This window comes from Allobosea sp. 05T439 (assembly GCF_056396005.1).
On sequence record NZ_JBFTKP010000030.1, the window covers coordinates 14567 to 33342 of the forward strand.

Genomic DNA, 18776 nt, shown 5'->3' on the forward strand with positions numbered 1-18776 from the left:
TCGCTTCAGCCGCCTGACGCCGAGGAGCGCTACGCGATGCGCTTGGACCCAGCAAGCTGCAGCCTGCGGCGTCCACACGCGTTCGAACGCTTTATGACGCAGTCTGAAAGCTTTCCTGTAGCGTCCACACGCGCTCGAACGCGTTATGACGCAATCTGAAAGCTTTCCTGTAGCGCCTACACGCGTTCGAACGCTTTATGACGCGTTAGATCGCGTCATAAAGCACGCACGTGCACGCGCATTCAAACATGGCTCGGCGCAACCGCGGCGCGTTCAAGGAGCTCGTTGACAGGTTTCGGAGCCCCGGGCGCCGTTCCCTGAGCAAGTCCGGATTCGAATTCGTCAATGTGCATTGCGAACAATCCAGCCTTCCGCGGGCCTATTACGTCTGCCTCGATGCTGTCCCCGACGAAAAGAACCTGATGCGGCTCCAAATTGAGCCGCTGGCAAACGAGCCGATAAATCTCGGCTTGAGGTTTCATCAGGCCGACCTCAAACGACAGAACGACCGTATCCGGCGCACCAGGCAGGCAATCGAGCAAAGCGTTCGCGTATGGTGCAGCGAGATTGGAGCAGACGCCAATTTTCAATCCGAGCTGCCCCAAGGTGTTCCAAATGGCATCGATTCCCGGTCGTAGCCGTGTCGAGGCGGTTTCCGCCAACAAGTCAGCCTCCAACTCGGCAAGCCGCGCATCGTCTGTGATCGTCGCAAGATCCTGGGCAAGATCGCGCAGGCTCATCGGAGTTGTCAGCGCTTGGGTTGCCGCCTTCGATGAAGTGGCACTGCCGATGAGTGCTCTGAACGGCCAGCGCTTGTCTTCAATTTCCACAAGTGTCCCGAACCCATCGAAGCAGACAGCCTGGATCTGCGGCGTAGCGTCCTGCCAGATCAGATTTGCCTCTGTGTATGGCGTGAAGTTCTCGTCGACCGCGTTTGGCGCGATCCCCGCACCCCATCTAATCGCTGCGACGTAGCTCCGCACAGCAAGCTGGTMGTCGAGTGTGCCGCTTAGAAGATCCAGGGCTGTCCGCCCGTTGAATGGCGCCGTCTTATGGTCATCAAACAGCCAATCCCTTTGTTGATCCGGTGATGCGAAAAGATGCTGCAGATCCGCATAGAGACCCAGAAGCGCAGAGATCCGCATCAGGACAGCAGTTTCAAGGACGAGTGATCCGTGTGTGCGCGCGATGGTCGACCAGTCGTGAAACTGAGCCGCGTCGCACTGCAGAATCGCGAGCCGGTCGGCCGAGGACAATTCCCAGCGGTCCGCGATGTTCAAGAACGTGCGGAGTGCCGGCGCGCTTACGCGAGCTCGTTCCTCAGGTGACCTTTCCATCAATGTGCTCCCAGCTTGCCACTCAGAGGAGACAGAATAGCTGATTTGCGGACGTCAAAGTTCGAACCGACCCGGCTTAGTTGGCGACCTCGACCACCAGGCTCTCGTCAAACGCCGAATTGGAGAACAAGGCTCCGGCTGGATTGCAGAGGATCCGTGTTCCGCCTGGCCGGCGCATGTCGATGCTGTGATGAACATGGCCGTGCACCCACATCTCGGCGCAGCCAGAATCCGTCAGCTCGGATAGGTCAGACGCACAGTTTCCGGCGATCCATTTTCCGGTGTCGGCCGGCGCTACGCAGGCAGGGTGCGGAGCGTGATGAGTTACAACCACGCGAGGGAAAGAGGTCTCCTGGTCTATGAGATGTCGCAAGCACTCGCGACTTGAGTGATGCAGCTGCTGAGCATCCTGAACGCGAAAGGGACGCTCCCCCGTTCCGTCGCGAAACCGAATGTCCTCACCAGTCGGCATTGTAGCATCGATGGCTCCTGCCAGACTGTAATCGGACCAGAGCGTAGCGCCGAGAAACTGCACGCCCTGGAGGTTGGTTGCGTCGCCCTCGAGCAGTGAGATGTCATTGGCTTCGGCAGCGCGCCGAGCGGCGGCGATCGTCGCACTCGGTTCGCCTCGCCAATGCTCGTGATTGCCGAGCGTTGCAATGACGGGCCTGTCTCCGGCCAGGTGGCGCAGGAATTGGAATCCGGCCGGGATATTCCCCTGCCAAATATCGCCGGCCGACACCAGGACATCGAACGCCGGACGGGGAGGAGCGAATGCCGAAGGAAATGGGAACCCTTCAAGATGCAAATCGGATAGAATCCAGATTCTCACTGCGCTCTTCTCTCATGGTGATTGCTTGGAAGATCCCGCCACCGAACGCATACCCGTGACAATCGAGCTACGATTCTCCGCAGAGGATCTCACTCGCATTGATCGGTCTGCCAAATTTGAGGGTCTTGAACGGGCCGAGTTTTTACAACGCGCCGCGACAGTCGGCGTAAAAGAGGCACTACGATCGTCTGAAATCGCCCAATCTTTTGACGGAGGCCGCGATGATTGAATGATCTCTGTAAGGGTAATTCACTCCATCAGCAGGTTTATGCATATACCCCTGCACGCACCGCCTCTAAATATTCTAGAACGAGATTTGCTTCACCCCCGCAAACGAGATCGTACGCTGTTTTCCCTGAGTACCCCGGAATAGGTTGGTTCTTGAACCAGTTTATGGCTTCTTTTTTGGAGCCCCGCATTTCAACAACTATTTTAGTAATATCGTCGATCAGTTTGACCAATTCGCTCTGAGGCGCGCCAAACTGCTTAGACAGCCGGTGGATGGACTTCTTGTCGATCACTGCCAGATGACCCCTAACTCTCAGGCGCGTATCGTTCCACTTTATACATTCTTAGGTATCACGGGCCCGTCTACCTGCCCTCGCGGACGCGCCATCAGTAGTGATATCGGCACTGCGCGATCATTAGACCGCCCTCACTCGGCCGATAGACCAAGCGGTGCTCCTGTGTGATCCGTCGCGACCACCAGCCCGACAGCGGACCGCGCAACGGCTCCGGCTTGCCGGTGCCATTAAATGGCGTGCGCATGCATTCTTTGATGAGCCCGTTGAGCCGGACCAGGAGCTTGGGATCGGTCGCCTGCCAATGCAGGTAATCCTCCCAGGCCTGTTCGTGGAAAACGAGCTTCATTCGGCAAGGACGCGCTCGGTTCCCTTGCCTTCATCGAGCTCCTTTACGGCCTTGAGCAACCGGTCGGCATTGCGCGGATTCCGGAGGAGATAGCGCGTTTCCTCATAAGAGGCGTAATCTTCGAGCGACATCAGCACCGCCGCAGGTTTTCCCTTGTCCCTGGTGATGAGCATTGGCGCATGATCCTCCGTCACCCTGTCGAGCATGGTGGCTAGGTTCTTTCGCAGGTCGGTGTAGGACGTTGTTCGCATCTCGCTATTGTACTCAATTACGTACGTTAAGCAAGCGCGGTGCGATCGGTCGGGCCACCGCCCTCCGACCGGCCAGGACTAGTTTGAAGCTGCAAATCGCCGGCAGCTAGGCTGAGTGCTCGGCCAAGTACTGGTTTAGCGTCTTCTGAGCCCGCCAGTGCTGATMGATCTCGACGCGGAGATCTGCTGGACCTTCCAGCGCAGCAATCTCGGCCAGACTGAAGTCGCCGAGCTCCGCCTCATCCGAAAAAATTGCGAGCCCAAATAGGCTGTCTCGATCGCGCGGGTTCATTTCAGAGACGAGCCACGTAACCGGCGCCCATGGCAGGAATAGCTTCAACACCGGCGTCGGATCAAAACTCTTGTCCTGGCGGCTCCGATGCCAATTCGAAGTCAATGCCTCCTGAATCTCCTGAGAGATCGCAATCATTTCCGGGCCCTTTGTCATTTATGGGGTTTACCTCGCCGAGGAAGTCAGCCCGAGCTCGCCAAGAAGTTTGCAGCTGCAAACAATGAGCGGCGCCCCCAGCCTGTGCGCATCGACTGCGGTCGCTCTATGCCGGCGGCGTTCGCACCAAAAGTTTGCAGCTGCAAACTTTTGGTGGCAGGGCTTCTGTCGAACCGGTTGTTATTACCATTCCTGCGAAAGTGGTAATAACCGGGCCGCCTCTTCAATCTCCGCAAATTCTGCGGCGATTCTCTGGTCTAATCTCCGCAAGTTGGAGATAATGTCCAATAGCGATCGATTATCATGCCTCTCACCTACGCCATCGGCGACGTGCACGGTCGCTMCGACCTGCTTCAGGCTATCCTCGACTTCGTGGAGCGCGACGCCGCGCACAGGGGAAGGCCGCCCCGGATTGTGCTCCTCGGCGACATCGTCGATCGTGGCCATGACAGCAAGGGGTGCCTCGACGTTGTCGGTCGCCTTCTTGCAGACCATCCGACGTCGGTATTCCTCCGCGGAAACCACGATGACTGGTTTCTCCGCTACCTCGAGGGTGATCGGCGCGAAGTCCGCACCTGGTTTCACAACGGCGGAATGGAGACCCTCGACTCTTACACGAATCTCGACGTCGACGAGGCGAGGCGGCTGATCCTTGAAGATCATTCGAGCCACCTCGGGCTTCTCCGGCGTTCCTCGTTGATGATCGACGACGGACCGTTCGCGTTCGTGCATGCGGGGATCAGACCGGGCGTCCCGCTGGGTGACCAGAGCGCCAAGGACCTGATGTGGATCAAGGAACCGTTCTTTTCCCATCACGGCAGACTGGATCGCGTCATCGTGCACGGCCATTCGGTCATTGAAGAGGGGCGTCCCATGGTCACCGAAAATCGAATCTCCATGGACACCGCTGCGTGCTGGTCGGGTAGGCTTTCGGTGCTTGTGATCGACCAGGAAGCGGGGGACCTCTMGTTTCACCAGACCGACGGTGACCGTCAATCAGTCGTGGAAGTCGAGCCGGTTCGGAACGACCGCGGGCTGGGGACGGTGCTCGATGACCTGTCCTGGCTCGGCGGCACGAGTCGCGACTACACATCTCGGAGGAGTTGGTGCTATGGGCTCGGATCAATCGACGAGTAAGACCGATAGGCTCGACGCTGGCCTCATCACATCCGAATGCCAGATTGATCCGGTAGCCTTCCCTATCTCGGCAGCCGGATTCATCGCAGCGCCCGATCCTGCCAAGGCGCGCGGGTTTCCCCACTAAGCCTGGAATCTATGCCTCAAGACGCCCGCCGACCTAAATATCAGCGTCGCACGGCGGCAATTTCGACGGAATCGCAGCATTTTCGCTCGAAATCGATCTGCCCTCAACTGATCAACGCTCAGGTATCCCCCTGAAGCGCGCGGGTTTCCCCACTATTGCGCGCGGGTTTCCCCACCATGAGTGCTTTAGCTTGCGATAATTCCGGACATGTCCGATTCTCGCCCTACCCTTTTCGGACGGAAATCCATGTCTCGCACCTTCGCTTATGTCCGGGTCTCCACCAACGGCCAGACCACCGAGAACCAAGTTCAGGAAATTGAGGCCGCCGGCTTTAGGATCGAGCCGCACCGGATCATCTCCGACACGGTCTCCGGCAGCGTGGCGATCTCAGCACGTCCAGGATTCACCCGCCTGCTAGATAGACTCGAGCGCGGCGACATTCTGATTGTCACTAAAATGGATCGCCTCGGCCGAAATACGATCGACGTCAGCTCGACCGTACATAGGCTCGAGGAAATTGGTATCCGGGTTCATTGCCTGGCGCTGGGAGGGGTCGACCTCGCGAGCCCGGCCGGCAAGATGACCATGAACGTCATAAACGCGGTCGCGCAATTCGAGCGGGATCTTCTCATCGAGAGGACCAATGCCGGACTACGTCGCGCGAAGTCAGAGGGAAGGAAACTCGGAAGGCCTACCGCCCTCACCTCCTCGCAGCGCGCCGAAATTCAATCCGCACTGCAAAATGGACAAAAGGTGGCGCCGCTGGCGAAGCACTACAACGTGAGCCGTCAGACCGTCATGCGGATCCGTGAAGCTCTTTCGGTAGCGGCGCCTCGAACGCGCGGAAAGTGGCCAACTTCACTGTGAAGCTCATCGAATCTCACGGATGGCTTCCCCGCAGAAACAACAAGGCCCCGGTCTAGCCGAGATGGCCACGATCTCTCCGTCATGATCCATCGTAAACCGCCTCGATTGATTGGACGATAAACATCGGTCATCGTTACGGCATGGACAAGTTTCCGCCGACATCCGAAATTGAGCATCTGATCGGGGAGACCCTCCAGCTGGTATATTTTGGCCCCTTTTCAGTGACCTTTCAGTTCGAGCAAAGCACTATTACGTCCGAACACACCGTTGAGCACATTGAGCCGGATGGGACGGCATGGAACTTCATAGTCGGTGCTGCGCAAGCGCCGGCCACGAAACTTCATCGGCTCGTTGGCAAACGCATTTGCTCGCTGACAAGCGCCGATTTTCGCCTGAACCTGACGTTTGAGGACGGGGCACAACTGGCAATCCTCTCCGTACTTGGCCCGTATGAATCTGGGCAGATCGGCGGCTGCGGCAAATACATTGTCTTCTGATCCGGGGGACACCGTCGCACGCAAGAGCGGGAGATCGCTATGAAGGACTTGGCCAAGCGATTGAAGACCATGCGCCCACAACTCATCGCGGACGTGCGGCTTTACACGACCGCCGCGGGTGGTCGTCTCGGACCCATCGCGCCGGGTTATGGCTGCCCCTGCATTCCCGCAGGTACTTCGGATGGTTGGGATGCCCGTCTAATGCTCGACGAGACGTGGATGCATCCTGGCGAAACGCGCCGATTGGGGTTTGTTTTCCTCAGCCCCGATGGGGCGCGAGCTATTCGTGAAGCCCGAAAATTCCACCTCTGGGAAGGCCGAAACATCGGCGAAGGTGTTGTAGTCGAGGGTGACGAATGAACGCGCGATCCATGGCAGCCGGCGACTTCAATGCACTCGCACATATTGCGCGGCGAGAGCCTTCCAAGATGGCCGCTTCTCCGACAAGTCCGAGGCTAATTTATCCGCCTTCAGCCACGCCGCGCCCGCGGTGATGGCTTACGACAGAAACGCGCCGGTCTCTCGGTCGGACGCACTGAATAGTTGGGAGCTTATCTGCCGGTCCAGATCTTCAGTCATGCGAGCCCCAAATAGGGATGCCAACAATTAAGGGCGAGCCTCGCCCAATTTGTCCGGATAGCGCTGCTTTAGATACTCGCGGATGAAATGCGTCTTTCCGGATCCCCAAGGGGCATCGATGCCCTTTCGGCGGTGAAACCCGGCGAAGCTACCGTCAGTAACCAGCTTCCGATAACTGCACTTCAGGAAACCGCCGGATGATCCTTTCGACCCTGTTGGTTATGTGCGCGCTTGCGCCGGCCGAGTCTAAGAGGTGATCGAGGCATTCCAGGATAGCCTTGAGCGTGTGCACGGAAGCGGTCGGCACTCCGGCTCGCCTGTAATTCGGAGGCTGTTTTTGGAAGCGGCGATTAAAGAGGCGGTCGTGGTGAGCGCATATATTGCGAAGATCGACAAGGCATTCGACCCAATCTTTGAATATCGCATCTGATGCCACACCAAACTGCCGCGCGATTGCCGTGCGAACAGACCCTTCCAGGCACTGATAGAGCCGTGAAGCGGCTCCGAAGGTCAGAAATTCCTTTATCGTCCAGATCGGGGGCAAGACAGGCGCGCCATAGCGCTGCTTATAATGTCTGGCCCGCTGATCCTTCGATTTCTCGAACACACCGATGAAATATCGAAGAGCTTCGAGATTGGCCGCAGCATCCTTGAACAAGGAGTGATCGTAGTACGGGTGACTACCGTTGGCCTGGCTCAATGCTTCTGACAACGCGTTGCGAAAGAGCAACTCGAAAGTGCCGACTGCGGCAAAGCAGGCGGAGCGAATTTCCATGTCGCACTGATACAAGCGAAGGATATGGTGATAGGTGGTCCCGGGCCGGAAGGGCCGATGAGGTAGGGTCAGGTCGCGTCGGCTGAGAAAGTAAATCCGCAGGCGCTGGTGTTGTCACGTTAACTGCTGCGTGGCGTGGAGCCGTGTAGATGCGCAGGTATGACCCTGCCGCCCATCAGCTACAAGCGCCATCGATTCCCACCGGCGATCATCGCCCATGCGGTGTGGCTGTACTTTCGCTTCCCGTTGAGCCTTCGCCTGGTGGAGGAGATGTTGCTGGAGCGCGGCATCGTCGTCTCCTACGAGACGGTGCGTCGCTGGGCCCTGAAGTTCGGGCGGGATTACGCCCACCGGCTCCGGCGGAAGAAACCGGAACCCCGCGACATCTGGCATCTCGACGAGGTCGTCGTCACCATCGGCGGCCAGAAGTACTGGCTGTGGCGCGCCGTGGATCAGGACGGCTATACCCTMGATGAGATCGTGCAGACGCGACGCGACACCAAGGCAGCGCGGCGCTTGCTGAGGCGTCTTTTGAAGAAGCAGGGCTGTGCGCCCCGGCGCATGATCACCGACAAGCTCGGCTCCTATGCCGCCGCCCGGCGCCAGATCATGCCCGCGATCGAGCATCGCGCGCATAAGGGTCTCAACAACCGGGCCGAGAACTCGCACCTGCCGTTCCGAAAGCGAGAGCGGGCGATGCAGGGCTTTCGATCCCCGGGAGGCCTGCAGCGGTTCGTCGCCGTCTTCTCCGCCCTCCGCAATCTCTTCGTCCCGCCTCGGTCCCGTCGCTCCGCCCTGGCGACCCATCTGCATCGTCTGCGCGCCATGGCACACTGGAAAGCCGTGGCCGGCGTCACCGCGTGAGCCTCTCACCAGGCCGAATGCACCTCTTTGCGCACGCCGGAGTTAACGTGATGGTGTGGACGGCGCCCGCGGCGGCATCTGGCTCTCAGGGGGCCGTGCCAAGATGGTTGTCGTTGAGCAACCCCTCTGAAGGAGTGCCGTCCATGACGAAGTCTATCAGCGGTTTGTCGGAAGTGTGAATAGGCATCCAATTTGACCCTGAATCGGCGTCCTGCGTGACCCCGCGTATCTCGAGTATTCTCTAATCGATTCAGGAACCTGCCGCCGATTTGATGGGGTGAGCCTTGGGCGCCGATTCAGGGGTCAAACGGCATGCCGCTTCACAGTCGAATCGGATGAAAGTCAAACTCTTCAATTACTTAGCGGGTCGAGATGGCGGACAGGGCGTCCGCCGGCTCCGGCAAAGCCATCAGCGATTGGATGAGATCCAACATGCCGGTCTAACGTGCCGGCGGATTGGGTTGAAACTCAGGCCCGGCCGGTTTCTCGCGAGTCGGGCCTTTTGCTCTGGCCCCACTGTGCGGATCTCAGCCGGCACCTCGCCGGCGCCTTAGTTCCTGGCGCCTCTGCCAGGATTGGCGCAGGCCTGCTAGAATGGACGACGGCCTCGCAAAGGTCTCGGTAAGATCGTCAAAACGGAATTTATCCTCTGTGCCGCGGCAGGCGATGCCAAGGCTGCGAAACATTTCGTCCCAGCCTCGATTCGAGCCGAGGTCGGTCCAGTCCGGGTGCCGCTGAACATGCGCCTGGAGCAGCCAAGGCCCCGCGCCGATCGGATCGTAGTCGACCAAAAGCAGATTGAAATCGGGCGCAAACGCCGAAAGCGCCTTTTGAAGTTCGCTGATCATAGCGTCGAGATCTGCGCCTTCGGGGTCATTGACGGGTTTGCGCTGCCGCACAAATAAGGTCGTGCCGCTCGCACAATCGGAGATGAGACGCGCATGCAGTGCTTTGTATTTGGGCAGGAGTCGCTGCGAGATTTCGACCTMATCGAGCGCGAGAAAGTTCTCGCCTCTGGGAAACTCGTGCTGATGAACAGTCCCGGAGAGGCTGGAATAAAAGGCGGGGAGCGAGCCAGCATCGATCGGCAGCTTGGAAATATGGGATACGCAGAAGACCTCGGGTGAGCCTGTCTCGAGGGCTCGGAGAAGGCCCGAGAACGGAGTATCCCACCAGTCGAAAGGGTAGGCGCGGCTCGACTTTGACAGCCGCCTGGCTTGATATGCCACTTCGCACAGCGCCCCCAGGCTGATGACGCGGTCAACGATCAGCTTTGGTTCGGCGCTTCGCGGAAATGGCCACATCACTTTGGTCCTCTGGTGCAGCCTGATGTATGATCGGTATTCTGTCGAGCGCCGGGACCCTTCCGCATCGGACATCTTCTCGGCCCCGTCAGATCCGCCTGGCGGCGCCGTTTTCGTTGAGGGCCTTGGTGCGCTTCACCTGCTCTGAAGGCGCAACAGCTCAACAAGTCGGTCCGTCACGACGCTGGTGGCATCGCGCAGATGATGCGCGTCGGCCCATTCAAACCGGTACACGTCAAGACGCTGGCGAGCGAGGAGAAGCGGATGCTGCTGACCAGCCGGAACCTCCTGCAGCGCAGGATGCTCGACATAGAGTTCGACCTGCGCGGCACGCTGCGTAGCTTCGGCCTCAGGGCGGCGTGGTCGGCACGGCCGGGTTCGAGGCTCGCGTCCACAACTTGGTGGAAGGCATGTCCGCTCTGTCGGCGATCGTGGGGCCGCTGCTCACCGTCCGGCGCGTCCTGCGCCAGGAGTTCGCGCGGGTGCACAAAATGCTGCTCGAATGGGTTCGCCGGGATCCCGTGTGCCGGCGGCTGATGACCGCGCCTGGCCGGAGCGGTCGTGGCGCTCACCTATCGGGCGATGCGCCACGGCCACTGCTTCTGGCCGCCGATGGTGACGACGACCTCGTCGAAGTGCCAGATGTCACGGGCCCCTTTCTTCCGCCGGAGCCGGTGGGCGCAATCCCGCCCGAACTTCAACGCCCAACGCACGGTCTCGTAGAGACCGCAATACCGAGCTCCAACAGCATCTCCTCCACCTGGCAAAGGCTCAGGGGAAAGCGAAAGTAAAGCCACATAGCAGGGGCGATGATCGCCGATGGTAGTCGATGGCGCCTGTAGCTGACACAGGGCGGGCTCCCGCGAGCCCATCTACACCACTTTCGGCCACGCCGAAGTTAACGTGACAACACCGGCAAAAAACTCGCGACTCGGCCTGGGATCGCGTCACCGGGCGAACTCCTCTCGTAAGATGCGCGGTAGTCGCCGTTTCCAACGTTGCCCCGCTGGCAGCGACTCGGTTTTTCCGCGGCGCAGGCGCGGCTTTGGATCTTTGTCGGGCTCTCCCTGCAGATCCGTGGCGAGCKAATTAGATGCCACAGGAGCCTGAACGATCGCTTCTAAGTCGTCGTCACGCTCGGGTATTGATCCGACGGCCGCCGGTATTTCCATTGGGCCCGGGCCGGGAGCTACTGGGAGCGTGGGAAGGATTCGCCTAGCCATCGGAGGTTCAGGCGAGTCCGATAGAGTGACAGGCTTGGGCGATGGCTGCGTCTTTAAATTCATTCGGGACTTTGGAACGTCCTCAGAGCCGTTCAGATCGATGGTTCCCCAAATTGAGGGCCGCGGCTTCATGTGGACGCGACGCGCCTGTTTAAATTCAACGATAAAAGGCTTCTTGGGCGGCTTCATTGCTGTAGATATCGCTCGATACTGGCACCGCCCGTACTTGGGCCTGCATGAATGACGGTTTTCTACGGATTTCCCTATCGTTGGTCCAGATGCTTTCCGGATGGCACAGTAAGGTTATCCGCTTGAATGCTTGGTGCGCGGCCGAGATGTGCCAAAATCCGGGCTCAAAACATGGCAAGCCTCAGCGCATCGGAACGACGGGCCTTCCGGGCTCTAGGACAGCGTAATTCAGCACAACCGAAGATTCCGCCCCGTCGGGGTGTCTCGCAGCGACGGGGCGACAAGTTGCTTGACCAGTTGCATCACTCTGTGGCGACGGCTGCCAGCTCGTTAACGCCAATCCGGACTTCCGAAAATCGAGGGATACGCTGTTCCAACAAGAAAATGCGTTTCGCCCTGGCGGCGACATGGCGCCAAAACGTCGGCTTGCCCAATTTGACCGCTATGCAACCCTAGCTCACCGATTGATTGAAAGGTGGATCATGGCGCCAGGTTCAGTGAAGTGGTTTAATTCGACCAAGGGTTTTGGCTTCATCCGGCCAGATGATAGCGGCCAGGACTCCTTCGTTGATATCAGCGCGCTCGAGCTGGCGGGCATGCGCGACGGACAAAAGATCTCGTACGAGCTCGTCCCGGACAGGCGATCGGGAGAAGCGTAGCCGAGGCCCTCCGCGCGGTGTGAACATAGGTCCAGGAATCGCCGGGACGGTGGACACTTTCGGCTCAAGGAAGCATCCGCCGCTTGGTCACCGTTCAGGCCGCGGGTGGGTTCACGCGGGCCTAGTCAGAAGCCCTCTCGATTCGTTCCAGGCAACCTTGTGCGCCCTCCAACATCTCATTGAGATAAGCATTCTCTGGGTCTTGAGCATTGAGATTTTGTCTCAAGTGCGCGAGATAATCGGAAGCCCTAAGAAGTATGCTTGGACGGTACTCGCTCATCGTCAGCAAATCTGTAAGGATTTGCTCGAGGATGATTAAGCGTCCTTGGAGGTTCATCCCTTGCCGGTGCTCAACGGTTGGCTCAATACTCACCATCGCGCCAAAATCTCTGTGACAATTCCTGTGCCCCCTTGGTGCCTTCAAAGCGATTTACCCAAGCGATCGCTTTCGAGCGCGGTCGCGCAGTTCTAGCATCGTTGCAACTCGCCCGCACAGCTGTCGCAGAAGGCCGGTTCCCAGCCTCAGCTTCTTCGCCTGCCTCTTCACTTCTAAACCATCGAAACCGCTACGCCCTGGGAACTGATGGTACCGGATTTACCGCACCTAACATTCACGTCAGACGAGTTGTGATTGCTGCCGAAGCTGCTCGTTGAAGTCTCGGCCAATCACTTTGCGCGTTKGCTCAAGAACTCAGATGCGGCAAAGGCTCGAAGGATACGAGCCAAGCGATTGTCAACCTTTTGCCTAAGGTGCTCGCCGTTCCGCTTAAGGAACGTCAGAGCCAAGCAGAGGCACGCACTACTACGGAGCCCGGTGCTTCGCCTAGGCGCTCACCGGATAAGCGGTAACAGTGCTGCGGCAGCAATGACCACTACGATCGCCGCTCTAATTAGAACCCCGTGACAGCGGGTCATCGTCTCGTCGGAAGATGTTGACTGCGCATTCATGGGCAACTCCTGCACTCGTGGGTTAGGCTTGCGCGAATGCAGCGGGGCGACAAGCGGAAACGCGGAGTTCAGGCGCGAAGAATCAAATTCCGTGGCTCAAACGGCACACTCCGAGCGGTCGCGCAACCGATGTGTAAACGTTCACACTGAGCTGCCAAGCAGGTGAAGCGACCCCTCTGAAGTGCATGCATGATGAGAACAGCAAGCATCGAACGAGACGGTTACACAGTTTTGAGCTCCAGCGGCGCAGCGAACGCGCAAAAGCACGCACGTGCCACCTGAAGCCCGCGGCTTTGGCTTCACGTCGGCTAAGCCTGGCGCCAATGGGTTGTGCACCCGGTACGCGGCGAGGGCGAAAGAGTGTGGAAGAGATCTTATAGCGGCGTGTCGTTGGCCAAGCATGACACGGGACTACATCCCGTCGCTTGCCCTTGGTTGCGAGGCCAGGAGATTCGGGAGTTCTACTCTGTGTATCAAGCAATCTCGGCTCGACGCTCCCCGTTCGGCCATGCCAGCTTATGCGGCGATATTGGGGGGTGAGATGACGAATGAGGAGTTATGGGCAAAGGCCATCGGAAATGGTCTGTACGTTGCCCTGCTTGAGTTGATGGTCGAACACGCGAGATTGCATGAAGGCTCCGCGGAAGACGGCGTCATTAATGCCAGGAAGGCGGCTTCTAGAGGTGCTGCCAGCCTTTCTGCAGAGGGAACCGCTACGACCGGAGCCAAGATCGACATAAGCTCGGACCTCTTCGCTCGAATCGATCGGTTACTTGATCACATTGAGGCGGACGCTCGCGCTCGGCTGGGCCTTCCAGGTCGTAAACGTCCGGCGCATTGAGGAACGGACGACGGATATCGAACCGACGAATTCGGGAAGCAGTATAGCGCTGTCGTAGCCATGGGCCCTTGCGTGTCTTTGAGACACTGCCTCGCAACGAAGAGGGGTGCCTCGTCACGACCACTCTGTTTGACCTAGGGAAAGGCGTGTTACGTCGTAGCAATGGCTGGGGCGCCCCAAGGGCGAAGTGTCGGCGCCGGGAGGCCTGTCAGTGTTGACCAACGGTCCGGGCACAGATGTTGACTGGCTTCACTACAAGGGTTCCGGGATCATGCGCGAGTGGATTGTTCGGTGCCCGAGAACGGGCCTGCCGGTCCAAACCGGCATGGCGAGCACCGAGACGAGCCTGCGCACGATGAGGGTGCGAGGAATCATTAATGCATGCCCCGCTTGCGGCAGGACGCACGAATGGCTGTCGGAGGACGCGTGGTTGGTCGCTGCGCCTGAGAACGATCAGCCGGATGCCGTTCCCGAGATCGTTTGAAACGCTCCGGATGCGATGCGATGAGTGAATCGTCTTGGGGGGATTAGACGTGTCCGAGCACTATTTGGTGTTTGCGGCTGACATCGATCAGCGCGCTCACACTTCGTTGGTGAGTTATCTGCCGGGGGCTTCACGCCAGCGGCGCGAAGAGGGTGACGATTGCGATCAACTCCGGCGGCGGAAACGTCGACAACGGAGCGGCGATCTACAATCTGCTGTTGTCAATGCCGTTCGAAATCGTCACTCACGACATTGGCAACGTGAATTCAGCGGCGATCCTGATGTTTCTTGGTGGCAAGCTCAGGCTCAGCAATACCGGTTGCTACTTTGGCTTTCATGGAGGCGGTATCGATCTCAGCAAGGCCGGAATCCTGAACCAATCCAGCCTGGAATTGAACCTTGAGGCACTCCGCGCACGGAACAACCGCATGATCGACATTATCGCCGATCGCATGGGACGGCTGCCCGACGACTGCCGATACCTGTTCAAGGGTGAAACGCTGGTCAGCCCTGAGATGGCTGTAGAGAGCGGTCTCATCTCCAATATCACCGCCTTCCAAGCGCTGCCCAACGCCGACGTGAAGATCCACGTTTGACCCGGCGACGACATTCATAGCCGCATCGACGAGCGACAGCGCAGACCGGGCCCTCACGGTGAAATCACCTCGATCGCGGCGTCGATCGGCGCTTTCGCTGTGAGCCGGGGGGGGGCGTCAATTTCAGCTGCAGCGGCAAGCCATTCGGCCTCGCGCGTCAACCAGAGCGCGGCCAGCGCTGCGGCGTCCGGCGCGGTCAGGCCGATCTCGAATCCGAGCAGCGAGCCGTGCCTTCCGCCTGAAAGCGTCGCGCCTCGGCCTGCTTTGCCACATCGGCGGCGGCCCGATCGGCGTTCGATCTCATTGAGGATATAGCCATCCTGATCGACCGCGCGCCACAGCCAGTGCTTCGGGTCGAGGTGCCAGATGTCGCACGGACCCGGTTTCTTCCGCCGGAGCCGGCGTGCGTAATCCCGCCCGAACTTCATCGCCCGGCGCCGCACCGTCTCGTAGCAGACCGCAATGCCGCGCTCCAGCAGCATCTCCAGCACGAGGTGAAGCCTCAAGAGAAAATGAAAGTACAACCAAGCCGCATGAGCAATGATCGCAAGCGGAAATCGATGACGCTTGTAGCTGATGGGTGTCTGGATCGTCCCACCCACCTACGCAGCTCTCCGCTACGCCGGAGTTAACGCGACAACGCCGCTAAAATACGTACTTCATGGAGGACCAATTCGAGTGACGCGGATCATCACTTTCGAGAATTTGGTATTTTGTGAGTTTAGTTACTTGCGCGTTTTTAGGTTACTACGTATCATCATCAAACTAGGCCTCCTCGCCTCACAACCATCCGTTGTGGAATTTAATTACGTTAGGTCTAAGAATGAATATTGAGCCTTCGACTKGGGATAACGGATTGCATCCGTTGCCGGAAATCCCGGTGATGCGGCCGATGCTGCCGACAGCGGACCAAGTATTGCCATATCTGAGGCGTGTCGATGCGACTCGGAATTACTCGAATTTCGGCCCCCTTTCGCAAGAATTGCAGGGCCGCCTCGCCGGGATGTTTGGGACAGGCGAAAATTCTGTAATCTGCACGAGTTCCGGGACGTCAGCCTTGATAGGAGCCATTTTGGCTACCGCCGGTCCGGGCCGAACGTCACGGCCGCTCGCGATGATCCCCGGCCTGACTTTTCCCGCCACAGCAGCGGCCGCCGAACGTTGCGGCTACGAGCCCTACCTCGTCGACGTCAATCCCAAAAGCTGGCTGCTCGATCCGCAGGCGCTGCTGCATCATCGGCGCCTTCATGAGGTCGGCGTCGTCATCCCTGTTGCAGCTTTCGGCAGACCCGTGCCGCAGGAGCCGTGGCTGCGCTTTATGCGAGAAACGGGAATCCCCGTGGTGATCGACGGAGCGGCGTCATTCCAGCTCCTGTCGATAAGGCCCGACGCTTATATTGGCGCCGTCCCTGTAGCCCTCAGCTTCCATGCCACGAAGAGCTTTGGTGTGGGGGAAGGCGGATGTGTCGTCTGGTCCGATCCCGAATCCGAGCGGCGGCTCTGCGAAGCCCTGAACTTCGGGTTTTATGGTTCGCGGCTCAGCGTCGCCTCCAGTTCAAACGGCAAGATGAGCGAGTACCACGCGGCCGTCGGCCTCGCGGAACTCGACAACTGGCCCGTCAAACTCGAACGTTTCCTCCGTGTCGTCCGCCTCTATCGCGGAGCAGCAAACGTCGGGGGTCTAGGCCCCTATCTTCTTCTTTATCCGCGCACGGATTTTATTTACCCGCTATTTTTGTTCGCGAGCGCGGTGGAGAGTCGCCGCATGCAGGACGCCCTTGCCGGGCAGCGCATCGGGTTCAGGTTTTGGTATGGCTCAGGCATGCAGTCACACCCACATTACCGCAGCAGCCCCCATGACAACCTCAGTGTCTGCTCAGCCCTGGCGAACCGGCTGATTGGGCTGCCAATGGCTCCAGACCTGACGAGCCAACAAGTAGAAATAATATGTCGGACCATTGCGGACACGCGGACTGCAAGACGTCCATTGCGCCTCGGAGAGCCCCCGCCTCCCGAGAACACAAGCACGACTGCCGGTCGCGCAGCCGATTTCGGCCTGACCGTGGAAGAGGGTAAAGCCCCTGCAGTGCCAGCAACTTCCGGTGAGTCTGACTCGGGTTGCGGATTCTTTCCGGCCGCCCGATCAGGCGGAATTGAGAAGTCAATCCAACTGCGTCGCTCGGTTCAGAATCCAGCCTATATCGCGATCCGCGTAAAATAGCGGGTGCAGTCGCTCCTCGCTCCCGTGCAATAAAATCCAGGAACTTTGATGCAATCTTGGAAAGAATTCTGGACCGAATACCCAGCTTCTATCGGTGAGCAGGAATTTCTTGTTCAGGTTGGTCACACGGTCAATGGAAAGCCCTACTCGAGACCGCAATTTGAGGCGATGATCGCCAGCGTCCGCGATGCGTTGGAGCTTGGATCCGACGATGTCTTGATCGATATCTGTTGCGGAAATGGCGTGATGACGGTGGAATTGGCCAAGCACTGCCAGAGCGCGCTCGGAGTCGATTTTTCTGTTCCACTTATCACTGTCGCGCGAAAGTTCAACGCAAGAGACAATATCGGCTACCGGGTGATGAACGCCCTCGAACTGGACGGTCTTCCAGCGCTGGCGAAAGGCCCCTTCAGCCGCGTACTGATGTATGCTGCACTCCAGCATTTCCAGCCACATGATCTCAAGCGCCTGCTCACTGGCTTCCTGAAGCACACGGGCGCGGATCGCATCGTTGTTCTCGGCGGCGTGCTTGATGTGGAACGAAAGCTCCGTTTCCTCGACACTCCGGAGAAGCTTCAGATGTATGAGCGCTATCAGATGGAAGGTCGAGACCGGTTGGGAACATGGTGGCAAAAGGACTCAGTCTGCGATGTCTGCAATGAGTTGGGTCTCAGATGTGAAATAGATGATTACAGCGCCGGCCGACCGGGCGGCCACTACCGCTTCGACGCAAAGATTTCCTGAGGAGGCGGAATGCCAATATCCGGCTATCTTGATCCTGCCTATGCAACATCAATGGCCGCGGACGGAAAGCTGGCGTCGCTCGAGAAATCCGGCGGCGTCCTTGTTGTCCGGCGGATTCCCGGAATCGAACTCGAAGATGCAATGGCCCCCTATCCGTTTCTAGTGTGTCACGACTGGCGCGGGCTGAAAGACGACATCGCCAAACTAAATGGTTCCCTCGTCAGTGTCACGGCTATCACTGACCCAATGGCGGACGTCGATGAAGGCTTGCTGCGGGAGAGCTTCAGTCATTTGGTTCGCCGCTACAAGGCACATTTTGTCATCAATCTAACAACGCCAATGGAAAGGTTCATCGATCCCCACCATCGCGGCTGCGCCCGCCGCGCGCTGCGGAAAATCGCTGTCGAGCTATGCGAAAATCCTCTCGATCACATCGCAGAGTGGCTCGATCTTTATGGCAATCTGGTCCGCCGTCATGACATCCGTGGCCCGGCCCGAATGACCGAGCAGACGTTCCGCCTACAATTACAAATGCCGGGTCTTTCCATGTTTAGGGCGCGCTGCAACGGCGCAACGATCGGAATGATTCTGTGCATGGTGCAGGGCGATAGCGCCTATTTCCATCTCGGCGCCTACAACGAAGCCGGATATCGCGGCAAGGCATCCTACGCGCTTGTCTGGTCGATCATCCAGTATTTTGCCGAGGCGGGAATCAAAACATTGAATATCGGAGCCGGTGCAGGCGCCTTCGGCGACGGGCGGGACGGGTTGACGGCCTTCAAGCGGGGCTGGGCCAGCGGTACGAGGATAACGTATCTTTGCGGAAGGATTATCGATCCCCTGAACTACTCGCGACTGTCCGCCATCGCATCCCATACGGGTTCAAGTTATTTTCCAGCCTATCGCAGCGGAGCATTCAGTTGATGTTGGTAATTGGGTAGGCGAAAGGAAGGAGCTTGCATCACTGTTGGTCGAGAATTCTG

The 18776-nt window shown here is 58.6% G+C and carries 18 protein-coding genes and 3 pseudogenes; 11 read left to right on the forward strand and 10 right to left on the reverse strand.

The window, feature by feature from the left end; genetic code table 11:
- Window positions 1-242: 242 nt before the first annotated feature.
- From AC1DIO_RS26010 to AC1DIO_RS26035, 6 genes are all read right to left on the reverse strand, one after another.
- A complete protein-coding gene (locus AC1DIO_RS26010; RefSeq protein ID WP_476854297.1) occupies window positions 243-1337 on the reverse strand; it encodes an HAD-IA family hydrolase in 1095 nt (364 codons plus the stop codon).
- A gap of 76 nt (window positions 1338-1413) precedes the next feature.
- Window positions 1414-2169: a metallophosphoesterase gene (locus AC1DIO_RS26015; protein WP_476770977.1), complete on the reverse strand. Its 756-nt coding sequence runs from the start codon at window positions 2167-2169 to the stop codon at window positions 1414-1416.
- 266 nt (window positions 2170-2435) lie between these two features.
- Window positions 2436-2690, reverse strand: a complete 255-nt coding sequence (locus tag AC1DIO_RS26020; RefSeq protein ID WP_476776441.1) for a hypothetical protein — start codon at window positions 2688-2690, stop codon at window positions 2436-2438.
- 94 nt (window positions 2691-2784) lie between these two features.
- Window positions 2785-3039: a Txe/YoeB family addiction module toxin gene (locus AC1DIO_RS26025; protein WP_476776442.1), complete on the reverse strand. Its 255-nt coding sequence runs from the start codon at window positions 3037-3039 to the stop codon at window positions 2785-2787.
- On the reverse strand, window positions 3036-3290 hold the full coding sequence (locus AC1DIO_RS26030; RefSeq protein ID WP_089173402.1) for a type II toxin-antitoxin system Phd/YefM family antitoxin: 255 nt from the start codon (window positions 3288-3290) through the stop codon (window positions 3036-3038). The genes AC1DIO_RS26025 and AC1DIO_RS26030 overlap by 4 nt, the downstream gene beginning before the upstream one ends.
- A 106-nt stretch (window positions 3291-3396) precedes the next feature.
- On the reverse strand, window positions 3397-3738 hold the full coding sequence (locus AC1DIO_RS26035; protein ID WP_476854298.1) for a DUF2958 domain-containing protein: 342 nt from the start codon (window positions 3736-3738) through the stop codon (window positions 3397-3399).
- Window positions 3739-4041: 303 nt separating this feature from the next.
- Between AC1DIO_RS26035 and AC1DIO_RS26040 the strand changes: the two genes are divergently transcribed.
- From AC1DIO_RS26040 to AC1DIO_RS26055, 4 genes are all read left to right on the forward strand, one after another.
- Entirely contained in the window at window positions 4042-4875 is an 834-nt protein-coding gene (locus AC1DIO_RS26040) for a metallophosphoesterase (RefSeq protein ID WP_476854299.1), read from the forward strand.
- Between the two features lie 373 nt (window positions 4876-5248).
- Window positions 5249-5869 carry a recombinase family protein gene (locus AC1DIO_RS26045; RefSeq protein ID WP_476854300.1) on the forward strand — a complete coding sequence of 207 codons (621 nt, stop codon included), beginning with the start codon at window positions 5249-5251 and terminating at the stop codon, window positions 5867-5869.
- Window positions 5870-6009: 140 nt separating this feature from the next.
- Window positions 6010-6366: a hypothetical protein gene (locus AC1DIO_RS26050; protein WP_476854301.1), complete on the forward strand. Its 357-nt coding sequence runs from the start codon at window positions 6010-6012 to the stop codon at window positions 6364-6366.
- Window positions 6367-6405: 39 nt separating this feature from the next.
- Window positions 6406-6726: a hypothetical protein gene (locus tag AC1DIO_RS26055; RefSeq protein WP_476854302.1), complete on the forward strand. Its 321-nt coding sequence runs from the start codon at window positions 6406-6408 to the stop codon at window positions 6724-6726.
- A gap of 373 nt (window positions 6727-7099) precedes the next feature.
- Here AC1DIO_RS26055 and AC1DIO_RS26060 read toward each other — a convergent pair whose 3' ends face one another.
- Window positions 7100-7822 carry an Abi family protein gene (locus AC1DIO_RS26060; protein WP_476854334.1) on the reverse strand — a complete coding sequence of 241 codons (723 nt, stop codon included), beginning with the start codon at window positions 7820-7822 and terminating at the stop codon, window positions 7100-7102.
- A gap of 57 nt (window positions 7823-7879) precedes the next feature.
- Here AC1DIO_RS26060 and AC1DIO_RS26065 point away from each other — a divergent pair, with 57 nt between their 5' ends.
- Window positions 7880-8584 (forward strand): IS6 family transposase, encoded by a 705-nt coding sequence (locus AC1DIO_RS26065; protein WP_476854303.1) that lies wholly within the window; start codon window positions 7880-7882, stop codon window positions 8582-8584.
- Between the two features lie 527 nt (window positions 8585-9111).
- On the opposite strand, the gene AC1DIO_RS26070 is transcribed toward AC1DIO_RS26065, so the two are convergent.
- Window positions 9112-9888, reverse strand: coding sequence for a DUF1796 family putative cysteine peptidase (locus AC1DIO_RS26070; protein WP_476854304.1), 777 nt, complete (start codon window positions 9886-9888; stop codon window positions 9112-9114).
- A 141-nt stretch (window positions 9889-10029) separates the two neighbouring features.
- On the opposite strand from AC1DIO_RS26070, the pseudogene AC1DIO_RS26075 reads away from it, so the two are divergent.
- Window positions 10030-10467: pseudogene (locus AC1DIO_RS26075) on the forward strand (transposase); the annotation flags it as partial.
- 5 nt (window positions 10468-10472) lie between these two features.
- Here the strand turns inward: AC1DIO_RS26075 and AC1DIO_RS26080 are convergent.
- Window positions 10473-10687, reverse strand: a pseudogene (locus tag AC1DIO_RS26080) (IS6 family transposase); the annotation flags it as partial.
- A gap of 1095 nt (window positions 10688-11782) precedes the next feature.
- Between AC1DIO_RS26080 and AC1DIO_RS26085 the strand changes: the two are divergent.
- Window positions 11783-11959, forward strand: coding sequence for a cold-shock protein (locus tag AC1DIO_RS26085; protein ID WP_476854335.1), 177 nt, complete (start codon window positions 11783-11785; stop codon window positions 11957-11959).
- A gap of 2425 nt (window positions 11960-14384) precedes the next feature.
- Entirely contained in the window at window positions 14385-14828 is a 444-nt protein-coding gene (locus tag AC1DIO_RS26090) for an ATP-dependent Clp protease proteolytic subunit (protein ID WP_476854305.1), read from the forward strand.
- Between the two features lie 296 nt (window positions 14829-15124).
- Here AC1DIO_RS26090 and AC1DIO_RS26095 read toward each other — a convergent pair.
- A pseudogene (locus AC1DIO_RS26095) lies at window positions 15125-15428 on the reverse strand (IS6 family transposase); the annotation flags it as partial.
- A gap of 265 nt (window positions 15429-15693) precedes the next feature.
- On the opposite strand from AC1DIO_RS26095, the gene AC1DIO_RS26100 reads away from it, so the two are divergent.
- Genes AC1DIO_RS26100 through AC1DIO_RS26110 form a run of 3 tightly spaced genes read left to right on the forward strand, consistent with a single transcriptional unit; the run spans window position 15694 to window position 18717 of the window.
- Window positions 15694-17049, forward strand: a complete 1356-nt coding sequence (locus AC1DIO_RS26100; RefSeq protein ID WP_476854306.1) for a DegT/DnrJ/EryC1/StrS family aminotransferase — start codon at window positions 15694-15696, stop codon at window positions 17047-17049.
- Between the two features lie 48 nt (window positions 17050-17097).
- Window positions 17098-17793 carry a class I SAM-dependent methyltransferase gene (locus tag AC1DIO_RS26105; protein WP_476854307.1) on the forward strand — a complete coding sequence of 232 codons (696 nt, stop codon included), beginning with the start codon at window positions 17098-17100 and terminating at the stop codon, window positions 17791-17793.
- 9 nt (window positions 17794-17802) lie between these two features.
- A complete protein-coding gene (locus tag AC1DIO_RS26110; RefSeq protein ID WP_476854308.1) occupies window positions 17803-18717 on the forward strand; it encodes a GNAT family N-acetyltransferase in 915 nt (304 codons plus the stop codon).
- Window positions 18718-18776 lie beyond the last annotated feature (59 nt).

What these genes read in the sequence shown, in the direction of transcription:
- AC1DIO_RS26025 (WP_476776442.1), bottom strand. Translation starts at nt 3,039, where the DNA reads ATGAAGCTCGTTTTCCACGAACAGGCCTGGGAGGATTACCTGCATTGG.
- AC1DIO_RS26030 (WP_089173402.1), bottom strand. Translation starts at nt 3,290, where the DNA reads ATGCGAACAACGTCCTACACCGACCTGCGAAAGAACCTAGCCACCATG.
- AC1DIO_RS26045 (WP_476854300.1), top strand. Translation starts at nt 5,249, where the DNA reads ATGTCTCGCACCTTCGCTTATGTCCGGGTCTCCACCAACGGCCAGACC.
- AC1DIO_RS26050 (WP_476854301.1), top strand. Translation starts at nt 6,010, where the DNA reads ATGGACAAGTTTCCGCCGACATCCGAAATTGAGCATCTGATCGGGGAG.
- AC1DIO_RS26055 (WP_476854302.1), top strand. Translation starts at nt 6,406, where the DNA reads ATGAAGGACTTGGCCAAGCGATTGAAGACCATGCGCCCACAACTCATC.
- AC1DIO_RS26085 (WP_476854335.1), top strand. Translation starts at nt 11,783, where the DNA reads ATGGCGCCAGGTTCAGTGAAGTGGTTTAATTCGACCAAGGGTTTTGGC.
- AC1DIO_RS26105 (WP_476854307.1), top strand. Translation starts at nt 17,098, where the DNA reads ATGCAATCTTGGAAAGAATTCTGGACCGAATACCCAGCTTCTATCGGT.
- AC1DIO_RS26110 (WP_476854308.1), top strand. Translation starts at nt 17,803, where the DNA reads ATGCCAATATCCGGCTATCTTGATCCTGCCTATGCAACATCAATGGCC.